Below are 16,614 nucleotides of genomic sequence, written 5' to 3'. Positions count from 1 at the left end.
TACTGCCCTCGCGAGGGGGTGGGAGAGTAGGACGCCGCCGGACACCCATTCACGAAAGGCCCACCCCACACCGGGGTGGGCCTTTCGCATACCCCCGAACAGACCCCTGGCAGGCCGAGGATCTCCCGTCGGCTGAGGCTCCCGCTGGGCGAGCCCCTTTTCGGCCCGGCCACGCGCCGCGGCCCGCGCGCCGGCGCGCGCCAGCTTTCCGGCGGGATCGATCCCCCGGCGAGGTGGCAACGCGGCACCGCGGACGGAGGGTGTGCCCGCCGGGACGTGACCCGTGGCCAGGCGCCCGCACGGGAGCCCCGCGGTCCGTGTGCGTCCTCGTGGACTTCGTTGTCCTCGTGGACTTCCTTGTACGTGAACGCCGCCGCTGGCGCGTCACACTGCCTGCCCGCTCGAGGTCGCCGGATGCTGCGGACGGCGAGTTCCGGCCCACGCCAGGTGCCTTCGCGCGCTCGTCACGGACCCTTCTGCCAACCCTGTGAGGCCTGTGGCCTGGGGAGATGACGCCGAGCAGAGGACATGCTGGGGTGGTGTCGTGCGACGGGCCCGCACTGAGCGCAGACTCACTTGACAGGGCGCACGGGCGAGAGCGAGACTTCACTAAACGGAAACCCGCTTCCGGTGGGTGGAATCCCCCGAAGGAGGATCGCTCGATGGTGAGTGCAGGTCTCGAGGCATTCAACGCGGCGGACATCGACGCCGCCCGCGCTCAGGTGCTCTCGTGCGCGGCCGTGAGCCGGTGGGCGGACGCGGTGGTCGCCGGCCGCCCGTACGCGGACGCCGAGGCTGCACTCGCGGCGGCTCGTGCCGTGGCCGACCCGTGGAGCGAGGAGGAGATCGACTCCGCGCTGGCGCGGCACCCGCGCATCGGCGAGCGCGCGTCCGGGGACGACGTGGACGCGGCGCACTCGCGCCGGGAGCAGGCCGGGCTCGGCGACCTCAGCGGTTCGGTCGAGGAGCGCCTGCGCGCGGGGAACCTCGCGTACGAGGAGCGGTTCGGTCACGTCTTCCTCATCCGGGCCGCGGGCCGCACCGCCGAGGAGATCCTGTCCTCGCTCGAGGAGCGACTGGGGAACGATCCCGCCACCGAGCGACGCATCGCCGGCCAGCAGCTGCGGGAGATCGCCGTGCTGCGGCTGGAAGGAGAGCTCTCATGACCTCGCACATCACCACTCACGTGCTCGATGCCGTGTCCGGGCTGCCGGCCGCCGGCGTGGCCGTCTCACTGTGGAGCGTCGGCGCGGACGCGGCCGCGCGCCTCGCGGACGCCTCGACCGACGCCGACGGCCGGGTCAAGGACCTGGGCCCGGAGTCGCTCGAGCCCGGCACCTACCGCGTGACCTTCGCGACCGGCGACTACTTCGCCGCGCAGGGGGTCGCGACCTTCTACCCGTCGATCACCATCGACTTCACCGTCGAGGCCGGGCGCGACCACTATCACGTGCCCTGCCTGCTCAGCCCGTTCGCGTACTCCACGTACCGCGGGAGCTGACGGGTCCTCAGCGGCCCGCCATCACAGGCCGCGGCACAGGCGCCGCGGCGTGCGTCATCGTCATCGGAGACGTCGAGGGCCGCCCTGCAGGGGTGGGCCCGCGCAACGCAACAACAGATGAAGGAGTCAGCAATGACCGCCACCGCCACCGACCCCCAGGTCAGCACGGGCACGATCGTGCTGGGGGACAACCAGTACGGCAAGGCCGAGGTCCGCGTCATGAAGGTCGACCGCGACCAGGCGCGCCACCGGATCACCGAGCTCTCGGTGACCTCGCAGCTCCGCGGCGACTTCTCCGCCGCGCACATCGACGGCGACCAGGGCCGCGTGGTCCCGACGGACACGCAGAAGAACACGGTGTTCGCCCTCGCCAAGGACGGCATCCCCTCGCCGGAGGAGTTCGCCCTCCGCCTGGGCGAGCACTTCGTCTCGAGCTTCGACTGGATCGAGGGCGGCCGCTGGGAGGCCAAGGAGTACACCTGGGAGCACATCCCCTCCTCCCTCACCTCGCACGTGACCGACGGCGAGCACGACCACGCGTTCGTCAAGGGCGGCACGGAGACCCGGACCACCGTCGTCCAGCGCGACGGGGACGAGGTCTTCGTGGTGTCCGGACTGGAGGACCTCAAGGTGCTCAAGTCGACGGGCTCCGAGTTCCACGGCTTCCCGAAGGACCGCTACACCACCCTGCAGGAGACCACCGACCGCATCCTCGCGACGTCGGTGACCGCCCGCTGGCGCTACACCTCGCTGGACCTCGACTTCAACGCCGTCTACGACGACGTGCGTCGCATCCTGCTCGAGACCTTCGCCGACGTGCACTCGCTCGCGCTGCAGCAGACCCTCTACCAGATGGGCAAGCGGGTGCTCGAGGCGCACCCGGAGATCGGCGAGATCAAGTTCTCGATGCCGAACCTGCACCACTTCGTCGTGGACTTCGAGCCCTTCGGCCTGGAGAACCCGAACGAGGTCTTCTACGTCGCCGACCGCCCCTACGGGAAGATCGAGGCGGAGGTGAAGCGGGAGGGCGCCGACCAGGAGCCGCGCGCGTGGGCGACCGTCACCGGGTTCTGCTGATCACGGTCCTGCGGATCAGCGAAGCACCGTGCAGTCGGTTCGAAGGAGCATCGAGATGAGCACGACGACCATCGACGCGGGGGCCGTGACCGGCACGCCGCAGGGCGGTCGACCGGAGGACGAGCGCTACCCGCTCGGCAAGACCTTCCTCTACGGCCTGCAGCACATCATGACGATGTACGGCGGCGTGATCGCGCCGCCGATCATCGTCGGGCAGGCGGCGGGGCTGTCCGGAGCGGAGATCGGTGTCCTGGTGTCGGCCGCGCTGCTCGTCAGCGGCCTGGCCACCGCGCTCCAGACGCTCGGCATCCGCTTCTTCGGGTCGCAGCTCCCGCTCGTCCAGGGCATCTCGTTCGCCACCGTGTCCACGATGGTCGCGGTGGCGAGCGGGGACGGCGGCCTCCCCGCCGTCTTCGGCGCCATCATCGTGGCCGCCGTGATCGGCCTGGCGATCAGCCCGTTCTTCGCGCAGGTCGTGCGGTTCTTCCCGCCCGTCGTGACGGGCACGATCATCACGATCATCGGGGTCTCGCTGCTGCCGACGGCGGCCGGCTGGATGATGGGCGGCGACGAGGGGTCGGCGGACTGGGGCTCGGTGCCCAACATCACGCTCGCGCTCGGCACGCTCGTCGTGGTGCTCGCGCTCAGCAGGTTCCTGCAGGGCACGATCTCCCGCCTGTCCATCCTGTTCGGCATCGTCCTCGGCACCGTGGCGGCCGTGCCGCTCGGGCTCGCGGACTTCTCGGGCGTCGGCGAGGGGGCGGCGTTCGCGCTGCCGACGCCGTTCGCCTTCGGCGCCCCGGTGTTCGAGATCGGCGCGATCATCTCGATGACGATCGTCATCCTCGTGATCATGACCGAGACGACGGCCGACCTCATCGCGATCGGCGAGGTGCTCGACACCAAGGTCGACGCGAAGCGGGTCGGTGACGGCCTGCGGGCCGACATGGCCGCCACGCTGGTCGCGCCGTTCCTCAACTCGTTCCCGGCCTCGGCGTTCGCGCAGAACGTCGGCCTGGTCGCGATCACCGGCATCCGTTCGCGGTTCGCCGTCGCGGCGGGCGGTGCGGTCCTGTTCGTGCTGGGCCTGTTCCCGCTGCTGGGTCAGGTGGTCGCGGCGATCCCGTCGCCCGTGCTGGGCGGTGCCGGCATCGTCCTGTTCGGGTCGGTGGCGGTGTCCGGGATCCGCACGCTGTCGCGGGTCGAGTACGAGGGCAACCTTAACCTCACGCTCGTCGCGGTGGCCCTGGGCTTCGGCATCATCCCGATCGCGGTGCCGGACTTCTACGACCGGTTCCCGACCTGGGTGGGCATGATCTTCCACTCGGGGATCGCGGCGGCCGCCGTCGTCGCCGTCCTGCTCAACCTCGTGTTCAACGAGATCCGCTGGGGCCGGCGCAGCAAGGACCCGTCGGTGTTCACCGCGGGCTCGTCGGCGCGCCTGGTCGTGACGGAGGAGCAGGAGCAGCGCCGGGCGGAGTACTTCGCGCGGCTGGACGCCGAGCGCCAGGAGGAGCGCCGACGCGCCCGCCTCAACGCGGACGTGCGGGCGCGGGTGCGTCACGGCCACGGCCGCCGGTCGGGCTGCGTGTCCGCGATCGACCTGGACGCCGACGGCGTGCCGGACGTGCTCCAGATCCGCGAGGGGGCGCGCGACGCGGTCGCGGGCCGTCGTCCCGGCGTCGAGGCTCCGGCGGGCGACGCCCGCCCGGAGCTGGTGCACGCGGGCACCGCCGGACCGAGGGACGGGTGACGACGATGCCCGCCCCGGCACGACGCAGGGCGCGAGGCGGGACCCCCGCCTCGCGCCCCGCGCCGGGTCGCCGCGTGCCGTCAGGCCGCGGAGAGCAGCTCCTTCGAGATGGTGTCGGCCACCTCGTGCAGCACGGGGAGCGCGGCCTCGCCGAACTCGTAGGTCACGCGGGCCGCGGGCCCGGACACGGAGAGCGCGGTCGGGGTGGGCGCGTCCTTCACGGGGACGGCGAAGCACCGCACGCCGATCTCCTGCTCGCCGTCGTCGACGGCGTAGCCCTGCTCGCGGATCGTGGCGATCTCCTTGAGGAGGTCGTCGACGTCCGTGATCGACAGGTCGGTGGCGGGCGGCATCCCGACGCGACCGACGATGTCGCGGATCGTCTGGTCCGGCAGCTCGGCGAGCACCATCTTGCCGACGCCGGTGCAGTGCGTGTAGACGCGCCGGCCGACCTCGGTGAACATCCGCATCGAGTGGGACGACGACGCCTGGGCGACGTACACCACCATGTCGCGGTCGATCATCGCGAGGTTGGCGCTCTCGCCGAGCTCGCGGGCGAGCCGCTCCAGGTGCGGGCGGGCGCTGGCGCCGAGCTGGCGGCCGGCGCTCTCGCCCAGCCGGATGAGCCGCGGGCCCAGGGTGTACCGGCGGTTGGGGAGCTGGCGGGCGTAGCCGCGGCCGACGAGCGTCCGCATGAGCCGGTGGATCGTGGGGAGCGGGAGGCCGGCGGCGGCCGCCAGCTCGCTGAGCGCGGCGTCGCCGCCGAGGTCGGTCATGATCTCGAGCAGGTCGATCGCCCGGTCCACCGACTGCACTCCGGTGCCGTTCGCCATGCGTGTGGTCCCCCTTTGCAGCGTCTTGTGAACCGATCCCGGTTCTAGAAACCATCCTTCCACATCTCGAAACTTCAGTCATCAGCACCACGAAAGGAACCCAGGCCATGGCGATGCCCAGCCCCAGCTACACGATCACCCTCCGCGTCGAGGCGCCCGCCTCGCAGCGCGCGACGAGCGAGATCGTCCACGAGATCGCCACGGCCGGCGGCTCGGTGATGGGCGTCGACATCGCCCAGTCGCACACGGACACGATCGTCGTCGACGTCACCTGCGACACGGTCGACGCCGAGCACGGCGAGCGGATCGTCGCGGCGCTCGACGCCCTCGACGGCGTGCGGGTGCTGAAGATGTCGGACTCGACGTTCCTCATGCACCTCGGCGGCAAGATCTCCGTCACCCCCAAGGTGCCGCTCAAGACGCGCCGCGACCTCTCGCGCGCGTACACGCCGGGCGTCGCCCGCGTCTGCCTCGCGATCGCCGACCGCCCGGAGGACGCGCGCCGCCTGACCATCAAGCGCAACACCGTCGCGGTCGTCACCGACGGCACGGCCGTCCTCGGCCTCGGCGACATCGGCCCCGAGGCCGCCATGCCCGTCATGGAGGGCAAGGCGGCGCTGTTCAAGCAGTTCGCCGACGTCGACGCCTGGCCCCTCGCCCTCGACACGACGGACACCGAGGAGATCATCCGCACCGTCAAGGCGATCGCCCCCGGCTTCGGCGGCGTGAACCTCGAGGACATCTCCGCGCCCCGCTGCTTCGAGATCGAGAAGCGCCTGCGCGAGGAGCTGGACATCCCCGTCTTCCACGACGACCAGCACGGCACCGCCATCGTGGTGCTCGCGGCGCTCATCAACGCCCTCAAGGTCGTGAACAAGAAGATCGAGGACGTCCGCATCGCGGTCTCCGGCGTCGGCGCCGCGGGGTCGGCCATCATCCGCCTGCTGCTCGCCCAGGGCGCCCGCGACATCATCGGCTTCGACCGGCACGGGGCGCTCACGCCCGAGTCGGCGGGCGACGACGAGAACCGCACCTGGATCGTCGAGAACACCAACCCCTCGGGCTTCACCGGCACCCTCAAGGAGGGCCTGGCCGGGGCCGACGTCTTCGTCGGCGTCTCGGCGGGCAACATCCTCACGGGCGCGGACGTCGCGGCGATGAACGACGACGCGATCGTGTTCGCCCTCGCGAACCCGACGCCCGAGGTCGACCCGATCGCCGCCGGCGAGACGGCCGCGGTCGTGGCGACCGGCCGCAGCGACTACCCGAACCAGATCAACAACGTGCTGGCGTTCCCCGGACTGTTCCGCGGCCTGCTCGACGCCGGCGCCACGCAGATCACGGACGAGATGCTGCGCGTGGCCGCGGTCGCGATCTCCTCGGTGGTGGGCGACGACGAGCTCAACCCCGCCTTCGTCATCCCGGGCGTGTTCGACAGCCGCGTGGCCGAGGCCGTCGCGGACGCCGTCCGGGCGGAAGGGCTCAAGGAGGTCCCGGTCGAGGAGCCCCGCGCCGGCGACGCCGAGCACCTGGCCCAGCACCTGGGCCGCGCGCTGCACTCGGAGAGCGCGGCGGTGGCCCGATGAAGGCCTCCCTCGACCAGGCCTCGCTGGACGACGTCGAGCGCCGGCTCGCCGCGCACGACGTCCACCTCGAGCGGGCCTACCCGGGCGACGACGGGACGCGCCAGCCCGTGCACACCGTGTACGTGCCGGCGCACCGGTACGCGGCCGGGCTCGCGCGGGACTGGGGGGCCCAGGCCCTCGCGGTCGTCGAGGCGCAGGGCACGGACGCGCTGCTGGACGCCGTCGGCGTGCGGGACGACCTGCGCGAGGCGGTCGCGGCGCAGGTGGAGCGCAAGCTGGCCACCGAGCCGATCGAGGACCTGCGCATCGACCTCGAGGACGGGTACGGCACGCACCCGGACGCCGACGAGGACGAGGTCGCCGCCGCCGCGGCCGCCGCGCTGCGGACCGAGCTGGACGCCGGGGGAGCGACACCGTTCGTCGGCATCCGGTTCAAGTGCTTCGAGCGGCCCACGCGGGCCCGCGGCCTGCGCACGCTGGACGTTTTCGTCAGCACGCTCGCGGCGTCGGGGGGCCTGCCCGACGGGCTCGTGCTGACCCTGCCGAAGGTGACCGGCGTCGTGCAGGTCGAGGCGATGGTGGCGGTGTGCGAGCGGCTGGAGGAGGCGAACGGGCTGCCTGCCGGGCGCCTGCGCTTCGAGGTGCAGGTCGAGACGCCGCAGTCGATCCTCGACTCCGCGGGCACGGCGACCGTCGCGCGGATGATCCACGCCGGTGCGGGGCGCGTGAGCGGCCTGCACTACGGCACGTACGACTACTCGGCGTCGCTCGGGATCGCCGCGGCGTACCAGTCGATGGAGCACCCGGCGGCGGACCTCGCCAAGGAGGTCATGCAGCTCGCGGCGGCCGGCACCGGCGTGCGGCTGTCGGACGGTTCGACGAACGTGCTGCCGGTGGGCGACGACGCGCAGGTCCGCGCCGCCTGGGCGGGCCACGGACGCCTCGTGCGCCGCTCGCTGGAGCGCGGGTTCTACCAGGGCTGGGACCTGCACCCGGCGCAGCTGCCGAGCCGGTTCGCGGCGACGTACGCGTTCTACCGGGAGGGCTTCGAGCCCGCGGCAGAGCGGCTGTCGAACTACGTGAACGAGGTGGCGGGGGCGGTGCTCGACGAGCCCGCCACCGCCAAGGCGCTCGCGTGGTACCTCAAGCGCGGCGTCGACTGCGGTGCCCTGGGCGCCGACGAGATCGTCGAGCGCACCGGTCTGCAACCGGCCGAGCTCACGGCGATCGTGACGCGCCCGCTCGGGGGCTGACGTCCGGCATCGGCACAGCGCACGGCCACGACGGCCCGGCAGGACGACGTCCTGCCGGGCCGTCGTCGTGTGCGCGGCATCACGACCGCACCGCGGGACCGCCCCGGGCAGGGGTTGACCGATGCGGCCGACCCGGCGTAGCGTTTTCACTACAAGGAACCAAATTTCCATCTGGCGAAAGCGAGTCAGCGATGACGGACCAGATCCCCTACACCGTGAACTGCTCGATCCTCCTCACGGACCTGCCGCTCCTGGAGCGTCCGGCGGCCGCGAAGGCGGCCGGCTTCGACGGCGTCGAGTTCTGGTGGCCCTTCGCCACCCCGACGCCCGCGGCCGACGAGATCGACGCGTTCGTCGGGGCCCTGGCCGACGCCGGCGTGCAGCTCACCGGGCTCAACTTCGACGCCGGCAACATGCCCGGCGGCGACCGCGGCCTCGTCTCCTGGCCCGAGCGTTCCGCCGACCTGCGCGCCAACCTCGACGTCGTCGCCCGCATCGGCGAGCGCACCGGCTGCCGCGCGTTCAACGCGCTGTACGGCAACCGCGTCGAGGGCGAGGACCCGGCGGCGCAGGACGCGCTCGGCGCCGAGAACCTCGCGCTGGCGGCGAAGGCGGTCGAGCGGATCGGCGGCACGGTGCTGCTGGAGCCGGTGTCCGGCGCCCCCGCCTACCCGCTGAAGACGTCGGCCGACGCGGTCGCCGTCCTCGACCGCGTGCGCGACGAGCACGGCGCGGCCAACCTCGGCCTGCTGTTCGACGTCTACCACCTGTCGGTCAACGGCTCCGACGTGGACCTCGACCTCAAGACCTACGGCGACCGCATCGCGCACGTGCAGATCGCCGACGCCCCCGGCCGCGGCGCCCCGGGCAGCGGGGACCTGCCGATCCAGCGCTGGATCGGCGACCTGCGTGCCGCCGGCTACGCCGGCCCGGTCGGCCTCGAGTACAAGACGGCCGACTCCGACCCGTTCGCCTGGCTCCCGCGCGAGCAGCGCTCGGCCCGCTGAGCAGCCGGTCTGAGCAAGCCGGCACCGCGACCACCCTGACCTCCCCGGAAGGACACGACCAATGAGCACCATCGCCTTCATCGGCCTCGGCATCATGGGCAGCCCGATGGCCGTCCACCTGCAGGACGCCGGGCACTCCGTCGTCGGCTACAACCGCACGGCCGCCAAGGCCCAGCCCCTCGTCGAGGCGGGCGGCACCGCCGCCTCCTCGGTCGCCGAGGCGGTCAAGGCCGCGGACGTCGTGGCCGTCATGGTCCCGGACTCCCCGGACGTCGAGGGCGTGCTCACCGGTGACGACGGCGTCTTCGCGAACGCGCAGCCGGGCACGCTGATCGTCGACTTCTCCTCGATCCGCCCCGACGTGACGATCGCGCTGGCCGAGCAGGCGAAGGCCGCCGGCTTCCGCTACCTCGACGCGCCGGTCTCCGGCGGCGAGGCGGGCGCGAAGAACGCCGCGCTGTCGATCATGGTCGGCGGCTCCGCCGAGGACTTCGCCGCGGCGTCCGAGGTGTTCGACGCGGTCGGCAAGACCGTCGTGCACGTGGGCCCGTCGGGCTCCGGCCAGACCGTCAAGGCGGCCAACCAGCTCATCGTCGCCGGCAACATCGCCCTGCTGGCCGAGGCCGTGATCTTCCTCGAGTCGTTCGGCGTCGACACCGAGGCGGCCGTCAAGGTCCTCGGCGGCGGCCTCGCCGGCTCCGCGGTGCTGAACCAGAAGGCCGAGAAGATGCTGGGCCGCGAGTTCGCCCCCGGCTTCCGGATCGACCTGCACCACAAGGACCTGGGCATCTTCCAGGCCGCCGCCCGCGAGCAGGGCGTCGTCGCCCCCGTGGGCGCCGTCGTCGCGCAGCTCATGGCCGCGGCCCGCGCCGAGGGCGACGGGTCGCTGGACCACTCCGGCCTGTTCCACGCCATCGCGCGGCTGTCCGGTCGCGACTGACCGCCCGAAACGACCCAGAAGACTCGAAGGAGAGCACCATGCCCCGCATGCGCGCGGTCGACGCCGCGGTCGCCATCCTGGCGAAGGAGGGTGCCACCGAGGCCTTCGGCCTCCCCGGCGCCGCCATCAACCCGTTCTACGACGCCATGCGCCAGCACGGCGGGATCCACCACGTGCTCGCCCGGCACGTCGAGGGCGCGTCGCACATGGCCGACGGCTACTCGCGTGCCGAGCGCGGCAACATCGGCATCTGCATCGGCACGTCGGGCCCCGCGGGCACCGACATGATCACCGGCCTGTACGCCGCGTGGGCCGACTCGATCCCGATGCTGTGCATCACGGGCCAGGCCCCGGTGGCCAAGCTCGACAAGGAGGACTTCCAGGCCGTCGACATCGCGTCGATCGCCGCGCCGGTCACCAAGCTGGCGAAGACGGTCCTCGAGGCGTCGCAGGTGCCGGGCGTCTTCCAGCGCGCGTTCCAGCTGATGCGGTCGGGCCGCCCTGGCCCGGTCCTCATCGACCTGCCGATCGACGTGCAGATGACGGAGATCGAGTTCGACCCGGAGACCTACCAGCCGCTGGCGCCGGAGCGCCCGGAGGCGACCCGCGCGCAGGTCGCCAAGGCGATCGACATGCTGCTGGCCGCGGAGCGCCCGCTGATCGTCGCCGGCGGGGGCATCATCAACGCCGGCGCGGAGGCAGAGCTCGTCGAGCTGGCCGAGACGCTGGGCGTCCCCGTGGTCCCGACCCTCATGGGCTGGGGCGCGATCCCCGACGACCACCCGCTGACCGCGGGCATGGTCGGCATCCAGACGTCGCACCGCTACGGCAACGCGACGTTCCTGGAGTCGGACTTCGTGATCGGCGTCGGCAACCGGTGGGCCAACCGCCACACCGGTGGCCTGAAGACCTACACCGAGGGCCGGACCTTCGTGCACGTCGACATCGAGCCCACCCAGATCGGCCGCGTGTTCGCGCCCGACTACGGCGTGGTCTCCGACGCGGGCGCGTTCCTGCGCACCGCGCTCGAGGTCGCCGCCGAGCGCAAGGCCGCCGGGCAGGTGCCGGACTGGTCGGCGTGGGCCGCGTCGGCGCAGGAGCGCAAGGGGAAGCTGCAGCGCAAGACGCACTTCACCGAGATCCCGATCAAGCCGCAGCGCGTGTACGAGGAGATGAACAAGGCCTTCGGCCGCGACACGGTCTACGTCACCACGATCGGGCTGTCGCAGATCGCCGGTGCGCAGCTGCTGCACACCTACAACCCGCGGCACTGGATCAACGCCGGCCAGGCGGGCCCGCTGGGCTGGACGGGCCCGGCCGCGCTGGGCGTGTCCCGCGCGCTGCCCGAGGGCAACGTCGTCGCGCTGTCCGGCGACTACGACTTCCAGTTCATGCTGGAGGAGCTCGCCGTGGGTGCGCAGCACCACCTGCCCTACGTGCACGTGGTGGTGAACAACGCCTACCTGGGCCTGATCCGTCAGTCGCAGCGCGCGTTCGAGATGGACTTCCACGTGTCCCTCGCGTTCGACAACATCAACATGTCGAACGGCGCCGGGGAGCCCGAGGGCTACGGTGTCGACCACGTCAAGGTGGCCGAGGCGCTCGGCTGCAAGGCGATCCGCGTCAAGGACCCGGAGGACCTGGGCGCCGCGTTCGCCAAGGCGCAGGCCATGACGGCGGAGTTCCGCGTCCCCGTGGTGGTCGAGGTCATCCTCGAGCGCGTCACCAACATCGCGATGGGCGCCGAGCTCAACGGCGTGAACGAGTTCGAGGACCTGGCCATCTCGGCCGAGGACTCGCCCACGGCCATCGCGCTGCTGGACTGATCTGCTGGAGAGCAGTACCCGACGACGGCGACGGGAGAGACGATGGCGGAGACGGGCAGGCCCGGCGGACGAGGGGGTGGAGCGACGGTGGCGACGACAGGACGGACGACGGCGCGCGTGCTGCTCGCCCCGGACAAGTTCAAGGGTTCCCTGACCGCGGGCGAGGTGGCCGCGCACCTGGCGGCCGGCCTGCGGCGGGCGGCGCCCGGCGTCGTCGTCGACGAGCTCCCCGTGGCCGACGGCGGCGAGGGCACGCTGGAGGCTGCCCTCGCCGCCGGGTTCACCGCGGTGGACCTGGTGGCGACGGGGCCCCTCGGGCACCCGGCCGCCACCCGGTACGCGCGTCGCGGTGCCACCGCCGTCGTCGAGATGGCGGCCGTCACCGGCCTCGCCCAGGTGACCCCGACGCCGGGCACCGCCCTCGCCGCGACCTCCCGCGGGCTCGGCGAGGTCATCGCGCACGCCCTGGACGCCGGGGCGCGGGAGATCGTCGTCGGGGTGGGCGGCTCGGCGAGCACCGACGGCGGCGCGGGCATGCTCGCCGCGCTCGGCGCCCGGCTGGCCTCGGGCGCGGGGGACGTCGCCGACGGTGGCGGCCACCTGCACGAGCTGACCGACGTGGACCTCGCGGGGCTGCACCCCGCGCTCGCGGACACGGAGCTCGTCCTCGCGAGCGACGTCGACAACCCGCTGCTGGGCGCGCACGGCGCGTCCGCCGTGTACGGGCCGCAGAAGGGCGCCGACGCGGCGACCGTGGCGGAGCTCGAGCTCGGGCTGGAGACGTGGGTCGACGTGCTCGCCACGGTCGGCGTGACGGGCGCTCGCGGCTACGCCGCCGAGCCCGGCGCGGGGGCCGCGGGCGGCGTGGGCTTCGCCTGCCTGCTGCTCGGCGCCGAGCGCCGCCCCGGCGTCGAGGAGGTGCTGGCCCTCACGGGTTTCGCGGACCGCCTCGCCGGCGTCGACCTCGTCGTCACGGGGGAGGGCAGCCTCGACTCGCAGTCGCTGCACGGCAAGACGCCGGTCGGCGTGGCCGCCGCCGCGGCCGTGGCTGGCATCCCTACTGTCGCCGTGTGCGGCCGCACGACGCTGAGCCCCGAGAGGGCAGCCGCCGCCGGCATCACCGCCGTGCACGCCCTCACCGACGCCGAGCCGGACGTCGCCCGCTGCATCGCCCAGGCGGGCCCGCTGCTCGAGACCCTCGCGGCGCGGCTCGCCGACCACCTGCCGGCCCTGAACACCTTGGAGAACGCATGACCCACGACCTCGTCGTCCGTGCCGCCCGCGCCGTCACCCCCGAGGGGGAGCGCGCCGTCGAGGTGGGCGTGACCGACGGCCGGATCGCCGCCGTCGTGTCGCTCGGCACCGGCCTGGTCGGCGCCGAGGTGCTGGAGCTCGCCGAGGACGAGGTGCTGCTGCCCGGCCTCGTCGACTCGCACGTGCACGTCAACGAGCCCGGCCGCACCGAGTGGGAGGGCTTCGCCACCGCCACGCGCGCCGCCGCGGCCGGCGGCGTCACGACGATCGTCGACATGCCGCTCAACTCCCTGCCGCCCACGACCTCGGTCGCGAACCTGGAGGTCAAGAAGGCGCGCGCGGTGGACCAGGCGTTCGTCGACGTCGGGTTCTGGGGCGGGGCGGTGCCGGGCAACACGGCCGACCTGCGCCCCCTGCACGAGGCAGGGGTCTTCGGGTTCAAGTGCTTCCTCGCCGACTCGGGGGTGCCGGAGTTCGGGCACCTGGAGGACGCGGAGCTGCGCGGCGACCTCGCGGAGCTGACGACGTTCGGCGCCCTGATGATCGTGCACGCCGAGGACCCGGGCACCCTCGAGGACGCCCCGCAGGAGCCCGGCCCCACCTACAAGAACTTCCTCGCGTCGCGCCCCGCCAAGGCCGAGTCCACGGCGATCGCCGCGCTCATCGACGCGGCCCGCGCCACGGGCGCCCGCGCGCACGTGCTGCACCTGTCCGACGCCGACTCGCTGCCGATGATCGCGGCCGCCCGCGCGGAGGGCGTGCGCCTCACGGTCGAGACGTGCCCGCACTACCTGTCGCTGGACGCCGACCACGTGCCCGACGGCGCGACGGCCTACAAGTGCTGCCCGCCGATCCGCGAGCACGACAACCAGGACCGGCTGTGGCAAGGGCTGCGCGACGGACTGATCGACGTCGTCGTCACCGACCACTCGCCGGCCACCGCCGAGCTCAAGCAGCCGGCGTCGGGCGACTTCGCGGAGGCCTGGGGCGGCGTCGCGTCGCTGCAGCTCGGCCTCGCCGTCGTCTGGACCGAGGCGCGGCGCCGCGAGGTCCCGCTCGCCCAGGTCGTGGAGTGGATGTCCGCGGGACCGGCCGCGCTGGTCGGACTGGAGCGCAAGGGCGGCATCGCCGTGGGCAAGGACGCGGACCTGGCGATCTTCGCGCCCGAGGCGACGTTCGTCGTCGACCCGACCCGCCTGCACCACAAGAACCCGGTCACGCCGTACGCCGGCCGTGACCTCACGGGTGTCGTGCGGCGCACGCTGCTGCGCGGGCGTCCCGTGGGCGACGAGCCCGCCGGCACCTTGCTGCGCCGCGGCGAGGCCTGAGCCCCCAGGGCCGGCACCACCACGGTCCCCCCGTCACCGAGAAGAACGAACGAGGACGCACGATGACGCGACTCCAGCCGGGCGACACCGCCCCCGACTTCACCCTGACCGACTCCGCCGGCGCCGCCGTGTCCCTCGCGGACGTGCGTGCCGGGGCGGACAAGGGCGTGGTCGTGTACTTCTACCCGAAGGCGGGCACCCCCGGGTGCACCACCGAGGCGTGCGACTTCCGCGACAACCTCGCGTCGCTCGCGGGGGCGGGGTACGCCGTCGTCGGGGTCTCGGCCGACCCGGTCGAGGACATCCGCGCGTTCGTGGAGGCCGAGCACCTGACGTTCCCCCTGCTGAGCGACGCGGACCACGCCGTGGCCGACGCCTACGGCACGTGGGGCCCCAAGACGATCGGCGACCGGACGTTCGACGGGGTGCACCGCTGCACCTTCGTCGTCGAGCCGGACGGGACCCTGCGGTCCGCCGAGTACGACGTCGAGGCCACCGGGCACGTGGCCGCGCTGCGCGCGCAGCTCGTGGGTGCCTGAGCAAGGCTGGACCCGTTAGGGTTCACTCAGGCGATTCCGCTATGCGCAACCAGACTTTCACCATGCAACGCTTCGCAGAACAAGGAGGGACTGTCGTGGAGCTCCCCGACGGCCTGACCATCACCGCCGAGATCGGTGAGCGCGACACCGAGGTGCTCACCCCGGCCGCGCTCGACCTGATCGTGACCCTGCAGCGCGAGCTGGGCGCCCGCCGCCTCGAGCTGCTGGAGGCGCGGCAGCGTCGCCGCCAGGCGCTGGCCGACGGCGGCACTCTCGACTTCCTCCCGGAGACCGCGCACATCCGTGCCGACGACTCCTGGAAGGTCGCGGAGCCGGCCCCCGGGCTGGTCGACCGCCGCGTCGAGATCACCGGCCCGACCGACCGCAAGATGACCGTCAACGCGCTCAACTCCGGCGCGAAGTGCTGGCTCGCGGACCAGGAGGACGCCAACACGCCGCAGTGGAGCAGCGTGGTCGGCGGCCAGCTCAACCTGCTCGACGCGATCAACCGCACGATCGACTTCACGATCGAGGAGACCGGCAAGCGGTACGAGCTCAAGCCGGACGACGAGCTGGCGACGATCATCATGCGCCCGCGTGGGTGGCACATGAGCGAGAAGCACATCCTGGTCGACGGCGAGCAGACCTCGGGTTCCCTGGTCGACTTCGCGCTCTACGTCGCCACTGCGGGCCTGCGGCAGATCGAGAAGGGCCTCGGGCCGTACTTCTACCTGCCGAAGATGGAGTCGCACCTCGAGGCGCGGCTCTGGAACGACGCGTTCGTCCTCGCGCAGGACGCGCTCGGCATCCCGCGCGGCACCATCCGCGCCACCGTGCTCATCGAGACCATCCCGGCCGCGTTCGAGATGGAGGAGATCCTCTACGAGCTGCGCGAGCACTCCGCGGGCCTCAACGCCGGCCGCTGGGACTACCTGTTCTCCGTGGTGAAGAACTTCCGCACCCGGGGCGCGGAGTTCCTGCTGCCCGACCGCAACCAGATCACCATGACGGTGCCGTTCATGCGGGCCTACACCGAGCTGCTGGTCTCGACCTGCCACCAGCGCGGTGCGCACGCCATCGGCGGCATGGCCGCGTTCATCCCGAGCAAGGACGCCGAGGCCAACGAGCAGGCCTACGCCAAGGTGAGCGCCGACAAGGCGCGGGAGGCCGGCGACGGCTTCGACGGCTCGTGGGTGGCGCACCCCGGCATGGTCGCCACGTGCAAGGAGGCCTTCACCGCGGTGCTCGGCGACCGGCCGAACCAGATCGACCGCAAGCGCGAGGACGTGCGCGTCACGGCCGCCGACCTGCTGTCCGTCGACAAGACGCCCGGCACGGTCACCGAGGCCGGCCTGCGCAACAACGTGTCCGTCGGCATCCAGTACCTCCAGGCCTGGCTGGGCGGCCTCGGCGCCGTCGCCATCTTCGGCCTCATGGAGGACGCCGCGACCGCGGAGATCTCCCGGTCGCAGGTGTGGCAGTGGCTGCACAACGGCGTCGTCCTCGCCGACACCGGCGAGAAGGTGACGCGCGAGCTCGTCGACCGCATCGTCGAGGAGGAGGTGGCGAAGCTCCCGGGCGGCGCCGCCGCCTTCGACGAGGCGCGGACCACCTTCCAGGAGGTCGCCGTGGCCGACGAGTACATCGACTTCCTCACGACGGCCGCCTACGAGCGGATGGACTGAGGAACCCGGCACCGCTCGGCTGCGACGGGGGC

General features: G+C 72.6%; 13 protein-coding genes and 1 pseudogene. 13 read left to right on the top strand and 1 reads right to left on the bottom strand.

The window, feature by feature from the left end; all coding sequences use genetic code 11:
- Positions 1-662 precede the first annotated feature (662 nt).
- The 4 genes from uraD to ACFQ8E_RS09805 all read left to right on the top strand — a co-directional run bounded on the left by uraD (position 663) and on the right by ACFQ8E_RS09805 (position 4,331).
- Positions 663-1,166, top strand: a complete 504-nt coding sequence (gene uraD / locus ACFQ8E_RS09820) for a 2-oxo-4-hydroxy-4-carboxy-5-ureidoimidazoline decarboxylase (protein WP_430550374.1) — start codon at positions 663-665, stop codon at positions 1,164-1,166.
- The gene (gene uraH, locus ACFQ8E_RS09815) at positions 1,163-1,501 is read left to right on the top strand and encodes a hydroxyisourate hydrolase (RefSeq protein ID WP_430550373.1); all 339 of its coding nucleotides are present in this window, start codon (positions 1,163-1,165) and stop codon (positions 1,499-1,501) included. Before uraD ends, uraH begins: the two co-directional genes overlap by 4 nt.
- 132 nt (positions 1,502-1,633) lie before the next feature.
- Complete coding sequence (gene pucL / locus ACFQ8E_RS09810; RefSeq protein ID WP_430550372.1) at positions 1,634-2,578, top strand: factor-independent urate hydroxylase; 945 nt, start codon at positions 1,634-1,636, stop codon at positions 2,576-2,578.
- A gap of 55 nt (positions 2,579-2,633) precedes the next feature.
- Positions 2,634-4,331, top strand: coding sequence for a nucleobase:cation symporter-2 family protein (locus tag ACFQ8E_RS09805; RefSeq protein WP_430550371.1), 1,698 nt, complete (start codon positions 2,634-2,636; stop codon positions 4,329-4,331).
- Between the two features lie 80 nt (positions 4,332-4,411).
- Here ACFQ8E_RS09805 and ACFQ8E_RS09800 read toward each other — a convergent pair whose 3' ends face one another.
- On the bottom strand, positions 4,412-5,164 hold the full coding sequence (locus ACFQ8E_RS09800) for an IclR family transcriptional regulator (protein ID WP_430550370.1): 753 nt from the start codon (positions 5,162-5,164) through the stop codon (positions 4,412-4,414).
- 107 nt (positions 5,165-5,271) lie between these two features.
- Between ACFQ8E_RS09800 and ACFQ8E_RS09795 the strand changes: the two genes are divergently transcribed.
- The 9 genes and pseudogenes from ACFQ8E_RS09795 (at position 5,272) to aceB (ending at position 16,582) form a co-directional block, all read left to right on the top strand.
- The gene (locus ACFQ8E_RS09795; protein WP_430550369.1) at positions 5,272-6,750 is read left to right on the top strand and encodes an NAD-dependent malic enzyme; all 1,479 of its coding nucleotides are present in this window, start codon (positions 5,272-5,274) and stop codon (positions 6,748-6,750) included.
- The gene (locus ACFQ8E_RS09790) at positions 6,747-8,003 is read left to right on the top strand and encodes a DUF6986 family protein (protein ID WP_430550368.1); all 1,257 of its coding nucleotides are present in this window, start codon (positions 6,747-6,749) and stop codon (positions 8,001-8,003) included. The genes ACFQ8E_RS09795 and ACFQ8E_RS09790 overlap by 4 nt, the downstream gene beginning before the upstream one ends.
- A gap of 203 nt (positions 8,004-8,206) precedes the next feature.
- Positions 8,207-9,010, top strand: a complete 804-nt coding sequence (locus tag ACFQ8E_RS09785) for a hydroxypyruvate isomerase family protein (RefSeq protein WP_430550386.1) — start codon at positions 8,207-8,209, stop codon at positions 9,008-9,010.
- 49 nt (positions 9,011-9,059) lie between these two features.
- Positions 9,060-9,950: pseudogene (locus tag ACFQ8E_RS09780) on the top strand (2-hydroxy-3-oxopropionate reductase); the annotation flags it as partial.
- 38 nt (positions 9,951-9,988) lie between these two features.
- Complete coding sequence (gene gcl / locus ACFQ8E_RS09775) at positions 9,989-11,776, top strand: glyoxylate carboligase (RefSeq protein WP_430550367.1); 1,788 nt, start codon at positions 9,989-9,991, stop codon at positions 11,774-11,776.
- Between the two features lie 87 nt (positions 11,777-11,863).
- Positions 11,864-13,030 carry a glycerate kinase gene (locus tag ACFQ8E_RS09770; protein ID WP_430550366.1) on the top strand — a complete coding sequence of 389 codons (1,167 nt, stop codon included), beginning with the start codon at positions 11,864-11,866 and terminating at the stop codon, positions 13,028-13,030.
- Positions 13,027-14,358, top strand: coding sequence for an allantoinase AllB (allB, locus tag ACFQ8E_RS09765; RefSeq protein ID WP_430550365.1), 1,332 nt, complete (start codon positions 13,027-13,029; stop codon positions 14,356-14,358). The genes ACFQ8E_RS09770 and allB overlap by 4 nt, the downstream gene beginning before the upstream one ends.
- A gap of 62 nt (positions 14,359-14,420) precedes the next feature.
- Complete coding sequence (gene bcp, locus ACFQ8E_RS09760) at positions 14,421-14,897, top strand: thioredoxin-dependent thiol peroxidase (RefSeq protein WP_430550364.1); 477 nt, start codon at positions 14,421-14,423, stop codon at positions 14,895-14,897.
- A gap of 62 nt (positions 14,898-14,959) precedes the next feature.
- Positions 14,960-16,582 (top strand): malate synthase A, encoded by a 1,623-nt coding sequence (aceB, locus tag ACFQ8E_RS09755; protein WP_430550363.1) that lies wholly within the window; start codon positions 14,960-14,962, stop codon positions 16,580-16,582.
- Positions 16,583-16,614 lie beyond the last annotated feature (32 nt).

It is taken from the genome of Isoptericola sp. NPDC056573 (genome assembly GCF_042793335.1).
Classification (GTDB): Bacteria; Actinomycetota; Actinomycetes; order Actinomycetales; family Cellulomonadaceae; genus Isoptericola.
This window is presented reverse-complemented; position numbering and strand designations above follow the sequence as displayed.